General features: G+C 39.0%; 12 protein-coding genes and 1 pseudogene. 4 read left to right on the top strand and 9 right to left on the bottom strand.

Features of this window, described 5'->3' with window-relative positions; genetic code table 11:
* Positions 1 to 3 precede the first annotated feature (3 nt).
* The 8 genes from A6A20_RS03310 to argS all read right to left on the bottom strand — a co-directional run bounded on the left by A6A20_RS03310 (position 4) and on the right by argS (position 13,246).
* Positions 4 to 1,725, bottom strand: coding sequence for a ShlB/FhaC/HecB family hemolysin secretion/activation protein (locus A6A20_RS03310; protein ID WP_279573729.1), 1,722 nt, complete (start codon positions 1,723 to 1,725; stop codon positions 4 to 6).
* 310 nt (positions 1,726 to 2,035) lie between these two features.
* Positions 2,036 to 4,309: a class 1a ribonucleoside-diphosphate reductase subunit alpha gene (nrdA, locus tag A6A20_RS03305; protein ID WP_279572135.1), complete on the bottom strand. Its 2,274-nt coding sequence runs from the start codon at positions 4,307 to 4,309 to the stop codon at positions 2,036 to 2,038.
* A gap of 334 nt (positions 4,310 to 4,643) precedes the next feature.
* A complete protein-coding gene (locus A6A20_RS03300) occupies positions 4,644 to 6,020 on the bottom strand; it encodes a DegQ family serine endoprotease (RefSeq protein ID WP_279572134.1) in 1,377 nt (458 codons plus the stop codon).
* 310 nt (positions 6,021 to 6,330) lie between these two features.
* Positions 6,331 to 7,668, bottom strand: a complete 1,338-nt coding sequence (glmM, locus tag A6A20_RS03295; protein WP_279572133.1) for a phosphoglucosamine mutase — start codon at positions 7,666 to 7,668, stop codon at positions 6,331 to 6,333.
* A 23-nt stretch (positions 7,669 to 7,691) separates the two neighbouring features.
* Positions 7,692 to 8,522: a dihydropteroate synthase gene (gene folP, locus A6A20_RS03290; RefSeq protein ID WP_279572132.1), complete on the bottom strand. Its 831-nt coding sequence runs from the start codon at positions 8,520 to 8,522 to the stop codon at positions 7,692 to 7,694.
* A 200-nt stretch (positions 8,523 to 8,722) separates the two neighbouring features.
* Entirely contained in the window at positions 8,723 to 10,627 is a 1,905-nt protein-coding gene (ftsH, locus tag A6A20_RS03285) for an ATP-dependent zinc metalloprotease FtsH (RefSeq protein WP_279573728.1), read from the bottom strand.
* Between the two features lie 65 nt (positions 10,628 to 10,692).
* Complete coding sequence (gene rlmE, locus A6A20_RS03280; RefSeq protein WP_279572131.1) at positions 10,693 to 11,319, bottom strand: 23S rRNA (uridine(2552)-2'-O)-methyltransferase RlmE; 627 nt, start codon at positions 11,317 to 11,319, stop codon at positions 10,693 to 10,695.
* 193 nt (positions 11,320 to 11,512) lie between these two features.
* Entirely contained in the window at positions 11,513 to 13,246 is a 1,734-nt protein-coding gene (gene argS / locus A6A20_RS03275; RefSeq protein ID WP_279573727.1) for an arginine--tRNA ligase, read from the bottom strand.
* Positions 13,247 to 13,336: 90 nt separating this feature from the next.
* On the opposite strand from argS, the gene A6A20_RS03270 reads away from it, so the two are divergent.
* Entirely contained in the window at positions 13,337 to 13,924 is a 588-nt protein-coding gene (locus tag A6A20_RS03270) for a VOC family protein (protein WP_279572130.1), read from the top strand.
* A 2-nt stretch (positions 13,925 to 13,926) separates the two neighbouring features.
* Positions 13,927 to 14,388 carry an outer membrane lipoprotein gene (locus A6A20_RS03265; RefSeq protein WP_279572129.1) on the top strand — a complete coding sequence of 154 codons (462 nt, stop codon included), beginning with the start codon at positions 13,927 to 13,929 and terminating at the stop codon, positions 14,386 to 14,388.
* A gap of 96 nt (positions 14,389 to 14,484) precedes the next feature.
* Here A6A20_RS03265 and accD read toward each other — a convergent pair whose 3' ends face one another.
* On the bottom strand, positions 14,485 to 15,381 hold the full coding sequence (gene accD, locus A6A20_RS03260) for an acetyl-CoA carboxylase, carboxyltransferase subunit beta (protein WP_279572128.1): 897 nt from the start codon (positions 15,379 to 15,381) through the stop codon (positions 14,485 to 14,487).
* Positions 15,382 to 15,593: 212 nt separating this feature from the next.
* On the opposite strand from accD, the gene A6A20_RS03255 reads away from it, so the two are divergent.
* Entirely contained in the window at positions 15,594 to 17,513 is a 1,920-nt protein-coding gene (locus tag A6A20_RS03255; protein WP_279572127.1) for an FTR1 family protein, read from the top strand.
* 40 nt (positions 17,514 to 17,553) lie between these two features.
* Positions 17,554 to 18,074: pseudogene (locus A6A20_RS03250) on the top strand (iron transporter).
* Positions 18,075 to 18,121 lie beyond the last annotated feature (47 nt).

The following is an 18,121-nucleotide window of genomic DNA, read 5'->3' as shown; positions in this document are numbered from 1 at the left end:
GTATTAAAATGTCATACCTATATTAAAGCCTGTAATGCCATTGGATGCACGAAAGCCCATGGGTTTGCTGATTGGACGACCAATAAAGAAGTCATAGTAAAAAAATTTCCAACTACCTCGTATGCCGATAGCGGTGCCGATTAAATGATGCCCTAATCGCATTTCTTTATCACGCCCCATTACTCGACCACCGTCTAATGCCATATAAATCCATTGTCCTTTATTTGCCACATTCCAACTGATCTCATTACGCCATAGCCAGCCTCGTTCGCCAGAAAGTGTGAGTTCGCCATCAAATCCTCGTACACTATAACGCCCACCGATACTAAAACGATCCTGTTGAATTAATGGGCGATTATTCCATTGTGCTGACCAAAATGTATTAAATGCCCAAGCTTGTTTACCAATGTTAAACGGAGTGTTTAGCTCAATAGAAGCGGTAATAATGCGTGGGCGAGATGTCCCTTCTCCCCAGTATTCTTCAGGGGCTTCAATAGAACGGCGAACCCCTGTTCCCCATTTAAAGCCAGTGGAAAGTTTTAATGTGGTTGCATTGATATATTCAGTATGTGTGAGATTAATTTGCCAACCTGCCATACGGCGGCGTTGTACATCAATTTCTGCTTTATCAATATAGTTTTGAGAGTGGCGTGACCAAAAACCGCCAGAAACGGTGGTTTTGCGTACCGCATCTCTATAAAGTAAATAAGACAGCGTTAAGTTAGTATATTCACTGCGACCTGAGTAAATGTAGTTATTATTGAAAGCGGCAAAGACTTCTTGATGATATTGATTTTTATAGAAAGAAGCAGAAAATGCCCAATAACCGAAAGGTACAGAATAATAAAAGCCATAATTTTGGCTTGCTCGTCTGCCATCATCATCGCTTTGGCGTTTTAGGCTATGGGTAAAGCTGGTATAAAATAAATCATTGGCAGAAAAGAGATTGTCCCAAGAAAATACCGCCGTTCCTTGCCATTTACCTGTAGATTTAGAGCCTGAATCATCAAGGCTGAGGTTTAAATGGAAAGGAAAGCCTTGTTGATAAGTGATTTTTATATCGCTTTCGCCTATTTGAGCTTGATCATTTTCGGCAGGTAATATTTCAATATTAGCTTCTGCACTTGGTACACGTTTTAGGTTTTCTAAAGACTGCTCAATATCTCGTATATTCAGTAAATCTCCCCGTTTAAATGCCGTTGCTGTTTTAGCCGTTAATTTACTAAACCAAGGGATATGGCTAGCATCAGCAACCACTGTATGACGAATTTTGCCAGGAATAACCGTGAGATGAAGTGTGCCTTGGGTTAAATCTTGTTCTTCTGCGACAATGCGTGTGGTGATATAGCCTTTTTCAATGATCTTGTTTTGTATTTGTTTCATCAATAGTGCTATTCCCTCACTACCAAAACAATGGGGTAATTTTAGCTTTAATTGCTGAGTCGTTTGATGTAATGCCCAGTAAAATTGGCTAGAAATAGAACGTTCATTAGCATTAGGGGAATAATCTTGTAAACTAATGTGATGAATAGGATAACAAGGATATTCATCCGACGGAAATGCCGAAATTTTTTCGGTGGATACATTCATTCTCACATCAGATTTTGCTTGAAATTGTTCTGATTGATAGCTTTGTTGTTCTTGCTGGCGTTGTTGTTGAATGGCATCAAGTTGATTTAATTCTCGACGCTGAGTTTCATCTATGGCATATAACGCAGATGACATGCCACATAATAGTAGAGCTAAAAGGAGGGATTTCATCATGCAAATGATCCAAAATAACGAATTGTTGACAAAAGTATAACGATGATAGATGTTACTGTAAATATTTAAATAAAATTAATCATAAATTAAGTTATAGTCGTTTTAATTTAAAATAAGAAAAAGTGGTACGTTGAAGACAGTACGGAGAGGTGTGCCAATGCTGTATTATTTTAACGTGGGGTGGCATATTTTATGCTAAACATAATTGGGATTATCAAAGTGCGGTCAAAAATACAAAAATTTTGACCGTACTTTTTAGAGATAAATTACTTTAGATTTTACAAGCACCACCAGCACAACTGTCATCAGCAAGATCTTGTTGTTCATCATCAGCACCATCTCTGGTGTTTTGATAATAGAGGGTTTTTAAGCCATATTTATAGGCAGTTAATAAATCGCTTAATAAGCGTTTCATTGGGACTTTGTCGCCATCAAAACGTTTAGGATCATAATTGGTATTGGCGGAAATGGCTTGATCCACAAATTTTTGCATAATGCCAACCAAATGGAGATAGCCATCGTTATTAGGTAAATCCCATAATAATTCATAATGATCGCCTAATCGTTCGTAGTCTGGCACAACCTGTTTAAGGATACCGTCTTTGGAGGCTTTAATGCTGATATGTCCTCGTGGTGGCTCAATGCCGTTGGTGGCATTGGATATTTGCGATGAAGTTTCCGATGGCATAAGGGCGGTTAGGGTAGAGTTGCGTAGTCCAAAGGTTTGGATCTGTTGGCGTAAGGTTTCCCAATCCAAGTGGAGCGGTTCTTGGCTAAGGTTATCAATATCTTTTTTATAAGTATCAATAGGGAGAATACCTTTTGCATAGGTGGTTTGCTGAAAGTATTGGCAAGGACCTAATTCTTTAGCTAAGTTCATTGAGGCTTTGAGCAAATAATATTGGATTGCTTCAAAGGTTCGGTGTGTCAGATCGTTGGCTGAGCCGTCAGAATAACGCACGCCGTTTTTGGCTAGATAATAAGCGTAATTGATAACACCAATGCCTAATGAGCGCCGTCCCATTGCGCCTTTTTTGGCGGCAATAATCGGATAATCTTGATAGTCTAGTAGGGCATCTAAGGCTCGCACCGCTAAATCTGCTAGTTCTTCCAATTCGGATAATTGTTCTATTTTGCCTAGATTAAAGGCGGATAATGTACATAGTGCAATTTCGCCATTTTCATCATGGATATGGTTGAGTGGCTTGGTAGGTAAGGCGATTTCTAGGCATAAATTGGATTGACGTATTGGCGCAATCGCAGGATCAAAAGGGGAGTGTGTATTACAATGATCCACGTTTTGAATATAGATTCTGCCCGTAGAAGCACGTTCTTGCATCAATAAAGAAAATAATTCCACCGCTTTGACTTGGCGTTTACGAATATGTGGATCTTGTTCATATTGCTGATAAAGTTGCTCAAATTTTGCTTGATCAGCAAAAAAGGCTTCATATAAGCCCGGTACGTCAGAGGGACTAAATAGCGTAATATCGTCCCCTTTGATTAAGCGTTGGTACATCATCTTATTAAGTTGTACCCCATAATCCATATGACGAACTCGGTTTTCTTCTACCCCACGATTGTTTTTTAACACCATTAAACTTTCTGCTTCAAGATGCCAAATAGGGAAATAAACTGTTGCCGCACCACCTCGTACACCACCTTGTGAACAGGATTTTACCGCGGTTTGAAAATGTTTATAAAAAGGGATACAACCTGTATGAAATGCCTCGCCATCACGAATTGGGCTACCTAAGGCACGAATTGCCCCTGCATTTATTCCAATGCCAGCACGTTGTGATACATATTTGACAATCGAGGCGGCAGTGGCATTGATGGAATCCAAACTATCATCACATTCAATAAGCACACAAGAGCTAAATTGACGAGTTGGGGTGCGTACTCCCGCCATAATTGGGGTTGGCAAGGAAATTTTAAAGGTGGAAGTAGCATCATAAAAACGGCGAACATAGTCTAACCGTTTTTCTTTTGGATATTGTGAGAATAAACAAGCCGCAACTAACAAATATAAAAACTGGGCGGACTCATAAATTTCGCCTGTTACGCGATTTTGTACTAAATATTTACCTTCTAGTTGCTTAACTGCGGCATAGGAAAAGGTCATATCACGCCAATGATCAAGATAGCTATCCATTTCGTCCCATTCTTCTCGGCTATAATCGGTTAAGAGGGCTTGATCATATTTGCCTAAACGAACTAATTTTTTTACATGTTCATATAAACGTGGAGGCTCAAATTGCCCATAGGCTTTTTTGCGTAAATGAAAAATGGCTAAACGGGCAGCTAAATATTGATAATCTGGCGTTTCTTTACTGATTAAATCTGCGGCAGCTTTAATAATGGTTTCGTGGATATCTGAGGTGCGAATACCTTCATAAAATTGGATATGGGAACGTAATTCTACTTGTGAAACGGAAACATTGTCTAAGCCTTCTGCAGCCCAAGTAATAACTCGATGGATTTTATCCAAGTTGATTGGTTCAAGTCGCCCATCACGTTTGGTAACCATTAATGCCTTATTCATTGTTATTTGACCTTTTTATATTTGATAAGAAAATACGAGATATAGTGGTTAAAAGAAATTGGAACAACAAGATAATGGGTTGTAGGGAAAAATTCAAGTATAAAATTTAGTGGTCAATTATTGACTTTAACTAACTTATTCTGAGGGTTAATATTTTTATAGTCGTTTCAATGTGAAATAATACGCTGTTGGTACGCTTTGCTGTATTCTTTCTTTTTGCACTATCTTTGCTGTACCCTCAAGTTTTATTTTAAATTGAAACGATTATATTAAAGAAAAGAATAAAGAGATTAACCGCTCAAGCTAGGCAAATGCCCTTGAGCGGTGTTAGAGATTATTGTACTAATAAATAAAAGTTAGCACCGTCACGCAAGATATTTAAAGCAATAGCAGAAGGTTTGCTATCAAGGATTTTGCGGAATTGTCCGATATTCTCCACTGGATTACGGTTAATTCCTACAATCACATCGCCTGCCCGTAAGCCACGACGTTCAGCCATTGAGCCACTAGCGACTTTGCTAATTTCCACCCCTTTAATGCCTTTACTATTATAGTTGCTTAATTCTGCACCTTCTAAGGCAGGAATAATGCTGGTGGCAGAGGCTTGATTTTGGTCATCAGATTGTAGAACGACTTTTACTTCGTTTTCTTTGCCATCACGTAGGTAAGTTAAGCGAATTTCTTTACCTGCTCCAGAGGTTGCCACTTTGGCTCTTAATTCTGCAAAACTACCGATACGTTGCCCATTAAAGCCAATAATGACATCGCCTGCTTTGATGCCAGCTTTATCGGCAGCAGAACCACTCATGACTTCGCTGACAAATGCGCCTTGTTTAGCGGTAACATTAAAGGCTTCTGCTAAATCGGCATTAAGTTCGCCACCTTTAATACCAAGCATACCACGGCGTACTTCACCAAACTCAATAATTTGTTGTACTAAACTGTTCGCCATATTACTTGGAATGGCAAAAGCAATGCCCGCATTGCCGCCACTTGGCGAGATAATAGCAGTATTAATACCGATTAATTCCCCTTTTAAATTGATTAGTGGACCACCTGAGTTACCACGATTTACTGCGGCGTCCGTTTGAATATAGTTTTCATAGGCTGAAGAATCCATTCCGGTTGAACGTCCTAAGGCGGAAACAATCCCTGAGGTTACAGTTTGCCCTAAACCGAATGGGTTACCGATAGCAACAGTAAAATCGCCCACTTTAAGCTGATCGGAATCGGCAAATTTTATTGCGGTAAGATTGCTTGGATTTTCCACTTGGATCAATGCCACATCAGACATATTGTCAGTACCTATGACTTTGGCTTTGAATTCACGTCCGTCTTGTAGTTTTACGGTAATTTTATCCGCACCATCAATCACATGGTTATTGGTAATAATATAACCTTTGTCCGCATCAATGATTACGCCTGAACCTAAGCCTTTAAATTGGCGTGGAGAGCGGTCGCCAAATTGATCACCAAAGAAAAAACGAAATTCTTCTGGGATATTACTGCGAGCATCTGATTTTTGTTGCCCTTCAACGGAAATGGAAACTACCGCAGGTAACACTTGTTCTAGCATAGGGGCAAGGGTTGGGGTTGTTTGCCCTAATTGTCCTAACACAGGAACAGGAATACTAGCTTGACCGATAATTGGGGTTGCGATAACGCTAAGTCCTAATGCAATACTACTTAATACTAAATGTGTTTTTTTCATATTTTTTTCCTAAATGATTAAAATATAGTCGTTTAAATTTAAAATGAGACAAGGCGGTACGCCGAAGACAGTACAAGTAGTACGGCGAGGCGTACCAACACTGTATCATTTTAAAGTGGAACGACTATAGAATATGGCAAAGACGCCATGATTAAATTCGCAATATATAAGACAAAAAAATAAGTAAAATGTTCACATTGAGATATTTTTTTATGATATTTCGCCGAAAATGGCGGAGAGGCACTAATAAAGTGCGGTGTTAAATCAAAAAATTTTTTTATTTTGCACCGCACTTTTTATGTTGAATTCATTAGCAACAGGCTTTAACCGCTTGGGCGATTTGTTCGGCACAGTCTTGTGCTAAATCGGCATTTTCACATTCTACCATCACACGAATTAAAGGCTCAGTACCTGATTTGCGTAGTAAAATACGTCCTGTATTGGCTAAGCGTTGTTCCATTTGTTGGCTGATCTGTTTGACTTGTTCCTGTTCCAACGGGTTATGCTCGCCATTAAAACGCACATTGATTAGCACTTGCGGAAATAATTGAATAGCTTGGGTCAGTTCGTGTAAGGATAACTTTTGTTCTACCATCGCTTGCAATACCGCAAGGGAAGCAATGATACCATCGCCTGTGGTATTTTTATCAGCAATGATAATATGCCCAGAATTTTCGCCACCAAGTCCCCAACCTTGTTCTTGCATTTTTTCTAATACATAGCGATCGCCCACTTTGGCACGAATAAAAGGTATAGCAAGTTCTTTTAGGGCGAGTTCTAAACGCATATTACTCATTAATGTTCCTACTACGCCACCTTGTAATTTGCCAGCTCGCAAGGTTTCACGAGCAATAATAAATAAAATTTGGTCGCCATCTACTTTGTTACCTTTATGATCTACCATAATAATGCGATCGCCATCGCCGTCATAAGCAACACCCACATCAGCTTTACATTCAAGGACTTTTTGTTGTAATGCCTGAATATCCGTTGCGCCACATTTCTCATTAATATTCATACCATTAGGTGCTGTGCCTAATTCAATGACTTCTGCTCCAAGTTCTCGCATCACATTGGGGGCAATATGGTAAGTCGCCCCATTGGCACAATCTACCACAATTTTATAGCCCTCTAAACTGAGGTGAGCAGGGAAAGTGCTTTTGCAAAACTCAATATAGCGTCCTGCCGCATCATTAATTCGGCTTGCTCGCCCTAATTGAGCGGAGTCCACACAGTCCATAGGCTGTTCTAACATTGCCTCAATGGCAGATTCTAATTCATCAGGTAATTTAGTGCCTTGGGTAGAAAAAAACTTGATACCATTATCATAATAAGGGTTATGTGAGGCGGAAATCACAATGCCAGCTTCTGCTCGAAAAGTGCGAGTAAGATAAGCAATGGCAGGGGTTGGCATTGGACCGACAAAAGCAGCGGATAAGCCAGCAGCAGCTAAGCCTGCTTCTAGGGCAGATTCCAACATATAGCCAGAAATACGGGTATCTTTGCCGATTAATACCTGACCTGAACCTTGGGTTGCCAATACTTTACCAGCCGCCCAGCCTAATTTTAGGACAAAATCAGGAGTTATTGGGGCGTTGCCCACCTTGCCACGAATACCGTCAGTACCAAAATATTTACGTTCTTTCATTATTTTTCCTTATAAAAATTAGACTATTGATAATCTTGAGTTGCTTGCCAAATTTTTAAGGCATCAGCGGTTTCTGCTACATCATGTACTCGCAGAATTTTTGCCCCATTTTGGGCGGCAATTAATGCTCCAGCGACACTAGCGATAATCCGTTGCTCAACGGGCTTATCTAATATTGCTCCTAGCATGGATTTGCGTGATAACCCCGCTAAAACAGGAAAGCCTAAGGCGGAAAATTCTGTTAAATGGGCTAATAATTGGTAATTATGTTGTACACTTTTACCAAAACCAAAACCCGGATCAATCAGGATATGTTGAGGAGCAATGCCTGCTTGGCAACATTGTTCAATTTTTTGTTGTAAAAATGACCGCACTTCTTTGACCACATCATTATATTGTGGAGCGGTTTGCATGGTGCGAGGTTGTCCTTGCATATGCATAATGCAAACGGGTAAGTTTAGTTGAGCGGCTGTGTGTAGCGCATTGGGTTCGCTTAAGGCACGAATATCATTGATCATATCCATACCTACTTCGGAAGCTTGTCGTATCACTTCCGCTTTTGAACTATCCACCGAGATCCAACAATCAAAACGCTGATGAATAGCTTCAACCAAAGGAATAACACGCTCAAGCTCTTGTTCTAAGCTAACTTCTTCAGCCATTGGGCGTGTTGATTCTCCACCAATATCAATAATACTTGCCCCAGCGTTGAGCATTTTTTCGGCGTGATAAAGGGCTTTATCAAGCTGAAAAAATTGCCCGCTGTCCGAAAATGAATCAGGGGTAAAATTGAGTATGCCCATAATTTTGGGGGTAGCGAGATCTAAGGTTTTTTCTCTTGCTTGTAGTATCATAATTGTTGCGTTATCTGATTTAATGGGGCGATTATACTACAAGAGCATAGGGAAATAAAAAAGCCTTTTATAGTCGTCCCACTTTAAAATGATACAGCGTTGGTACGCCTCGCCGTACTACTTGTACTGTCTTCGGCATACCGCCTTGTCTCATTTTAAATTGAAACGACTATAATCTAAAAGGCTTTTTTGTTTAGGCTTTATTGATGATTATCATTGTTGTTTTCAGCTTCAGTCTCTGTGCTATTTGCCTTAGCATTTTCAGAATTTTCAGCTTGATTTTGTGTTTTTGGCTCTTCCCAACCCGGCGGTGGGGTAACCGCTTGACGGTTCATTAACTGTTCAATTTGTTCCTCTTCAATGGTTTCATATTTCATCAACGCATCTTTCATCGCATGCAATATGTCCATATTATCCACTAATAGCTGTCTTGCACGCTCATAATTTCTGGTAACAATTTTGCGCACTTCTTCATCAATGGTATGGGCAGTTTCATCAGACATATGTTTGGCTTTTGCCATTGAACGCCCAAGGAACACTTCGCCTTCATCTTCTGAATAAAGAATAGGTCCTAATTTGTCGGAAAAACCCCATTGAGTAACCATATTGCGAGCAATATTGGTGGCAACTTTTATATCGTTAGATGCTCCAGTAGAAATATTTTCTTCGCCATAAATCAATTCTTCGGATAAACGTCCCGCATAGAGGGTAGAAAGTTTACTTTCTAATTGTTTTTGGCTCATACTCACTTGATCGCCCTCAGGTAAGAAGAAAGTTACCCCTAAAGCACGTCCACGAGGGATAATAGTTACTTTATGCACAGGATCATGTTCAGGTACAAGATAGCCTACAATGGCATGACCTGCTTCATGATAAGCCGTAGATTCTTTTTGTTGCTCTGTCATCATCATTGTACGGCGTTCAGGTCCCATATTGATCTTGTCTTTTGCTTTTTCAAATTCAAGCATGGAAACCACTTTTTTGTTCGTGCGAGCGGCAAAAAGGGCAGCTTCATTAACTAAATTCGCTAAATCAGCACCAGAATAACCCGGTGTACCACGTGCAAGCACCATTGGATCAACCGCAGGATCAATCGGCACTTTACGCATATGTACACGCAAGATTTGTTCACGTCCACGTACATCAGGCAATCCCACTACCACTTGACGGTCAAAACGTCCCGGACGTGTTAATGCAGGATCTAATACATCTGGTCGGTTAGTGGCGGCAATAACGATAACGCCTTCTTTACCTTCAAAACCATCCATTTCCACCAACATTTGGTTTAGGGTTTGTTCACGTTCATCATGTCCGCCACCAAGCCCAGCACCACGTTGACGACCTACCGCATCAATTTCATCAATAAAAATCAAACAAGGAGCATTTTTCTTCGCTTGCTCAAACATATCACGCACACGAGAAGCACCAACACCCACAAACATTTCCACAAAGTCAGAACCAGAAATCGTAAAAAATGGAACTTTTGCCTCGCCAGCAATGGCTTTAGCAATTAAGGTTTTACCTGTTCCCGGTGGGCCGACCATTAAAATACCTTTAGGAATTTTACCGCCTAATTTTTGGAATTTACCTGGATCACGTAAGAAATCTACAATTTCACTCACTTCTTCTTTGGCTTCATCACAGCCTGCCACATCGGCAAAAGTGGTTTTTATTTGCTCTTTGGTCATCATTCTTGCACGACTTTTCCCAAAGCTCATGGCTTTACCGCCACCGCCTTGCATTTGACGCATAAAAAATAACCAAACTCCAATTAATAACAGCATAGGAAACCAAGAAATAAAGATTTGTGATAATAAACCTCTTCTTTCTGGTGGCGTACCTTCTACTTTGACTTTTTTGTTTAAAAGATCATTTAAAATATTTTCGTCAAGTAAAGGCATTACCGTCATATATTTGCTACCGTCTGTTTTGGTAACAAAAATTTCATTATCGTTAAAACGAGCCTCTTTCACTTGGTTATTGCCCACATCTGAAACGAAGGTTGTATAATCAATGTTCCCTCCATTAGCATTGGAGTTAAAACCCTGATATGCGGTAATTAATACCACTGCCACAACGGTCCAGAGAATTAAATTTTTTACAATATCGTTCAAGGTTGACCTCATTTATTGGTTTTAGTTAATCAAGATGGTTGTATAAACATAGGTTACTATAATTTATAACCTGTTGCCACAATATATACCTCTCGAGAACGACCACGAGAGGCTTCTGGTTTACGCACTTTTACGTTGCTAAACAAAGAGCGGATTTCTTTCAAATATTGATCAAAACCTTCCCCTTGAAAGACTTTTACCACAAAACTGCCTTTGGGGGCTAATACTTGGCGACACATATCTAATGCCAGTTCCACCAGATACATTGCTCGAGGAATATCTACCGCAGGCATACCACTAAAATTAGGTGCCATATCCGACATTACCACATCAACTTTTTCTTCGCCAACACGTTCTAGTAGAGCATTTAGGACATTTTCATCACGAAAATCCCCTTGTAAGAAATCCACACCAACAATGGGATCCATTTCTAAAATATCACAGGCGATAACTCTTCCTTTTGTGCCAATTTGAGTAACCACATATTGCGACCAACCACCGGGTGCAGCCCCTAAATCCACTACGGTCATACCCGGCTTGAATAAGCGGTCAGTTTGCTGGATCTCATCAAGTTTAAAATAGGCTCGAGAGCGTAATTTTTGCTTATGTGCTTTTTGTACAAAAGGATCTTTAAAATGTTCATTTAGCCAACGGCTAGAACTTGCGGAACGTTTTCTGCCCATAATTTTTATTTACTAGCTATGTGTTGAAAAAATATGGGGCATTATACCGTTATTTCAATAGGAGCGAGATAAATTTTTGCCAATTAATTTAAAAGCACGCCTTTATAGTCGTTTCAATTTAAAACAAGATAAGACGTGCCAACGCTGTCTTATTTTAAAGTGGGACGATTTATAGCGTGCTTTTTTTAACAGACTACATCTTTTCTACGGTTTTAATGCCCAATAAATCTAAACCTAATTTTAAGGTTTTTTCTGTTAATGCTGCCAGTTTTAGCCGACTTAACTTAATTGTTTCATCAGGATTGTTTAAAATCGGACAATGCTCATAGAATGAAGAAAAGATACCTGCTAATTCATATAAATAAGCACATAAAATATGTGGAGATCCCTCTTTGCCTACAATTTGCACCGCTTCTTCAAATTGCAATAATTTTAATGCTAACACATGTTCCTTCTCATCATTAAGTACAAGGTTCGCTTGCTGTAAGGCTTGTTCTGAAACTTGGCTACGATTAAAAATAGAACGAATACGGGTATAGGCATATTGCATATAAGGGGCGGTATTGCCCTCAAAACTGAGCATATTATCCCAATCAAACACATAATCAGTGGTACGATTTTTGGAAAGATCGGCATATTTCACCGCACCAATGGCAACCGCCTCAATCACCGCTTGTTTTTCTTGGGCAGATAAATGAGCTGCTTTTTCATTAATTAAGACGGTGGCACGTTCTATGGCTTCATCAAGTAAGTCCGCTAATTTCACTGTCCCGCCTGTACGAGTTTTAAAGGGCTTACCGTCTTTGCCGAGCATCATACCAAAATTTTTATGTTCAAGGCTAAAGCTGTCAGGAACATAACCTGCTTTACGGGTAATTAACCAAGCCTGTTGCATGTGTTGGCTTTGTCTTGTATCTGAAAATACCAAAGCACGATCGGCTTTTAAAGTTTCATAACGGTATTTAGCGGCGGCAATATCGGTAGTAGTGTAAAGAAAACCACCATCTTTTTTCTGAACAATTACCCCCATAGGCTCGCCATCTTTATTTTTAAATTCATCAAGATAAACAACCCAAGCCCCATCATCTTCAACCGCCAAACCTTGTTGTTTTAAATCCGCCACAATAGCAGGTAGCATCGGATTATATAGGCTTTCGCCCATCACATCTTTATTGGTTAAGGTAACGTTTAAACGATCGTAGTTATGTTGGTTTTGCTGCATAGTAATATCCACCAATTTACGCCACATAGTGCGACAATATTCATCGCCACTTTGCAGTTTTACCACATATTGACGTGATTTCTCGGCAAATTGTGCATCTTCATCATAATGTTTTTTGGCTTCACGATAGAATGCCTCTAAATCACTTAACTCCATGGCAGAGGCTTGCTCATTTTCCATTTTCTCTAAATAAGCAATCAACATACCAAATTGCGTTCCCCAATCGCCCACATGGTTAGCTCGGATAACATGATGCCCTAAAAATTCTAAGACTCGCACAACGGAATCGCCAATAATGGTTGAACGTAAATGCCCAACATGCATTTCTTTTGCCACATTAGGCGAAGAATAATCCACCACAATGATTTGTTTTTGTTCACTACTAATGCCTAAATGCGCTTGGCTTAATGCTTGTTGTGCTTGATTAGCGAGCCAAGTATTGGCTAAGAAAATATTAATAAAGCCCGGACCTGCAATTTCTAATTTTTCAGCAATATCCGATAAATCAAGTTGTTGCAAAACTTGTTCCGCAAACTCTCGAGGGTTTTTGCCTAATTTTTTTGCTGCTGCCATAATGCCATTAGCTTGATAATCGCCAAATTGAGGTTTTGAGGATTGACGAACTAAAGCATCAGCAGATTGATCTGCTCCAGCCTTAATCATCGCTTGAGTAATTTTTTCAGATAAAATGGCTTGAATATTCACAACAATACCTTTGTTAATTTGATTAAACATCATAAAATGGCGGTTATAATACTAAGGATTAAAGCCACAGAAAAGAGAACAGCATAAAAAATGCAAAATTTAACGCAAAATCATCTTTTATTTAAACAAAATCCCCTTTTACTGGCGGAATTTCAACAATTTGAGCAAAAAATTTATCGCTTGGCTCAACAAGTTCATATCCCCTTACATCACTATGAAATTGATCATCTTGCGGTACGTGTCAATAATTTGGCACAAGCACAAGATTGGCAACATCTTTTGACCAAGTGCGGTAGGATTTTAAGCCAAAATTTAGTGAATGGGCGTCCTATTTTTCTGTTTGACTTGTTTGAACCATTGCTATTTATGCAGCAAAAAGTTAGCATAATTGAATTGCCTTATCCTAAAGATAAACAATATCCGCAACAAGGTTGGGAGCATATTGAGATTGTTTTGCCTTTTTTAGCTAACGAATCATTGAATGAATGGCTAATGCGAGTAGAAAAACAATTTTTATTGAACCAATCTCCACATTTGATGGTCAAAATCTCTGAGCCTAAAGTTGAAGGGGAGCGTTTAGCTAATCCCTCTATTGCAGTAAGTTTAAAGGATAAAACGGATAATCATTGCTGTATTAAGGTTCATCCTTATCATATTAAACAAATTATTGAGGTGTAATTATGAAAAAAATGACATTGGCATTAGCGGTACTTACATCAGTAAGCCTTGTGGGTTGTGCTAATACGGATATTTATAGCGGCAGCGTTTATGAAGGTAATCAAGCGAAAGAAGTCCGCTCAATTAGTTACGGCACTATCGTGAGTGTACGCCCTGTGAAAATTCAAGCGGATAATCAAGGGGTTATCGGTACAGTGGGCGGCGGTGTATTAGGTGGAATCGCTGGTTCTTCTATTGGTGGCGGAACAGGACAAGCAATCGCAACAGCCGTAGGTGCTATTGCTGGGGCTGTGATTGGTAGTACAGTGGAAGAAAAAGCCTCACAGGTTAATGCACTTGAGCTAACAATTAAAAAAGATAATGGACAAGAAATTGTGGTTGTACAAAAACAAGATCCAACCCTAACTGTCGGTCGCCGAGTACGTATCGTAGGCGGTTCAACCGTCAATGTTTCGGCATTATAATAAAGCGTAAATAAACTAAAAGGCGGAATATTCCGCCTTTATGTTATTTATAGCCTGTTATATTTATTTTAGATCAAAGTGCGGTGCGTTTTCAGTTTATTTTTCCGCTTTCATTTCTACCAATTCAGGTTCAACAAAAGGCGAAGGTTGATGGGTTAGTTTGCTTAGAATACTGGCTAAGGTTTCACGCATTTTAGCCCGTTCCACAATCATATCAATTGCCCCTTTTTCTAATAAAAACTCACTGCGTTGAAAACCTTCTGGTAATTTTTCACGCACTGTTTGTTCAATTACACGAGGACCAGCAAAGCCAATTAATGCTTTAGGTTCGGCAATATTTAAATCCCCTAACATAGCAAAACTGGCAGATACTCCCCCTAAAGTAGGATCGGTCAAAACAGAAATAAAAGGTACCCCTTTTTCTCGCATTTTTGCCAATACTGCACTGGTTTTTGCCATTTGCATTAAGGAAAATAATGCCTCTTGCATACGCGCACCACCGCTGGCAGAAAAACAAATAAAAGGACAATGTTGTTCTATGGCTTGTTCGGCTGCCTTAACAAATTTTGCCCCGACTACTGACCCCATAGAACCGCCCATAAAACTAAAGTTAGAGGCGGCAACAATTACAGGCATTCCATATAATGTACCACGAAATGTTACTAATGCGTCTTTTTCGCCTGTTTGTTTTTGTGCGGCGGATAAACGATCTTTATATTTTTTGAGATCTTTAAATTTCAAAATATCTTGTGGTTCAAGATCAGTGCTAATTTCAACCGCACTTTCCTTATCCAACAAAGCCAATAAACGCTCTCTAGCATCAATCCGCATATGATGACCGCATTTAGGGCAAACCTCAAGATTACGTTTTAATTCATCACGATATAAAACCTGTTCGCAGGCAGTACATTTTGTCCATACGCCCTCGGGTACATTGGCTTTTCTTCCGCTTGAAATAGACGTTTTACTTAGAATTTTTTCAATCCAACTCATTTTTATCGGGTATCCTCTGGTAAAAATTTTCCGGCTATTACACCATAAATTTAGTGGCTAGGCTAGCGCTGTTTAGCATTATAAAGCATATCCAACCACTACTATTTTTAGTATTTTGTAAATATTTGTCTTGATTTTGGCGAAAAAGAGCGCATAATTCAGCTATTGATAATAATTATTACTTTTATTTGTAACTTTACATGGAGGGTAATATGGTGGTTTATTGGCATAAACAGGGTACTTTATGCTGGATATATTTGTTGTTATTTTTATTCCCTTTACCTCTTCAAGCAAATCAACATTATTCTGCATTGATCGTTGATATTGAAGCGCGTTTAGATAATACCTTGGCGTTATATAAACAGCAGAAAATTGATGAGGCACGAACGGAAGTACAAATGGCTTATTTTGAAGTCTTTGAGAATTTAGAAGGGCCGATTCGTATTAATTTTTCTGCTCAGAAAAGCTATCAAATGGAATCTCGCTTTGGTGAAATTCGTAAAATGATTAGTCAACAGCAACCCATTTCACTTATTCAGCAAAAGATCATTGATTTAAAACAAGATTTACAAATGGTATTACCCGCTTTAGAAACAGGGCATAAAGTTATCGCTGAGGGGCAACATGGGGCTTATGACAATGAAAATATTCTTCCCTATTGGCAACAAAATTTTAGACATATTGATGATTTGTTAGCTCAAGCGGTTAGTGCTTATGAACAACAACAATTTGAGCAAGTAAAAAAATTGGTACAACAAGCTCAATTTGAGGGCTATAAAAACTCAGAAATGGAAATAGCTATTCGGCAAAATCGTTCCGCCAGTGCTTCATCAGCAATTAATCAGCAATTTAATCAATTAATTCGTTTAACTGAACAAACTGAACCTATTGCTGTATTTGGCTATCATATCACTATGCTATTACAAGATATTGAAGAACAGCTTCCTGATTTGCCTACAACAAGAGAATCCCAGCAACCGTCTTTAGCAAATCACTCAAATAATACAGACGACAATAATGAACAAGATTGGCAACAAATTCGTCAACAAATTATTGATGACATTCAAATAGCAATTGCCCTTTATCAACAGGGTGAAAGCAAAAAAGCAATGCTTGCCATTCAAGACAGCTATTTTGATGTATTTGAAAATAGCGGAATGGAAAATAAAATTGGGGCAAGAGATAGCCATTTTAAAGCACAACTTGAGGGCTATTTTACCCGTTTAGTTGGACTAATTAAAAACGGTGCTGATAGTGAGAAACTACAACAACAAGCCAATACCCTTGCGCAAGAACTTGAACAAGCCGTAACCATGTTACAAACAAAGCAAGATAGCCATTGGTCAATGTTTTTATATAGCTTGCTTATTATTGTGCGTGAGGGGCTCGAAGCCTTATTAATTGTAGCTGCCATTACCACCTACTTAATTAAAAATCATCATCAGGATAAGTTAACGGTTATTCGTCAATCCGTCTATGTGGCGTTAATCGCAAGTCTAATTACTGCTGTTTTATTCCATTTTATGTTTGATAACGCAGGTGCAAGCCGAGAATTACTTGAAGGCTTTACGATGATGATTGCGGTAATTATGTTATTTAGTATGAGTTACTGGTTATTGTCTAAAGTGGAGACGAAAAACTGGAAACGCTATTTAGAGGGTAAATTATCTACCGCATTAACCACAGGTTCACTTATCGGTTTATGGTTTACGAGCTTTCTTGCAGTATATCGAGAGGGGGCTGAAACCGTTTTATTTTATTATGCTTTAATTGCTGATGTGAATGATATGCTCAGCTATATCTACTTATTGGCAGGTTTTATTGTAGGCATAATCCTCTTAATCATTTGTTACATTATTATGCGTTATACTGTGATAAAACTACCATTAAAGCCATTTTTTATTTTCACAGGTGGTTTTATGTACTTTATGGCTTTTGTTTTTGCCGGCAAAAGCGTATTGGAATTGATTGAAGGCAAATTATTTGAACCTACATTATTACAGGGTATGCCTGAAATCAGTTGGTTAGGTATTTATCCTTATTTAGAAACCTTAATACCTCAATTTTTCCTTATTCTTGCGGCAATTTTTGCCTTGTTATATATGAAATATCAAAGCAAAAATATAAGCTGAATAATCCTCAAATCAACTACTCAAAAGGAGTTTTATAATGATGAAAAAAACACTGTTAGCCACCACGTTACTTGCCAGCATTTTAACTGCTCCCACGGCTTTAGCTTTTAAAGAATATCCTGCTGGCGAACCTGTTACCATTAATGAAATGGAAATTGCGGCGGTATATTTACAACCTGTTGATATGGAACCTCGTGGTATGGGCTTGCCTGCGGCAAAATCTGATATTCACTTAGAAGCGGATATTCATGCCCTTGAAGGCAATAAAAATGGTTTTGGCGAAGGCGAATGGATTCCTTATCTGACGATTAATTATACCTTAGTGAATACCGATACAGGCGAAAGCCAGCAAGGTACCTTTATGCCTATGGTGGCTGGCGAGGTCCACATTATGGGGCAAATATTAAAATGATGGGCGTAGGGAATTATAAAGTAACCTATCATATTGAGCCACCTTCCAAAGCAGGTATGCACCGCCATACGGATAGTGAAACAGGTGTTGGTCGTTGGTGGAAACCTTTTGATGTTGATTTTGAATTTAAATATACAGGGCTAAATTAATCGCCTTGCAATGTTGCTAAACTATCAAGGGGAAAAGTTTTTTCCCC

Source organism: Volucribacter amazonae, assembly GCF_029783845.1.
GTDB lineage: Bacteria > Pseudomonadota > Gammaproteobacteria > Enterobacterales > Pasteurellaceae > Volucribacter > Volucribacter amazonae.
This window is presented reverse-complemented; position numbering and strand designations above follow the sequence as displayed.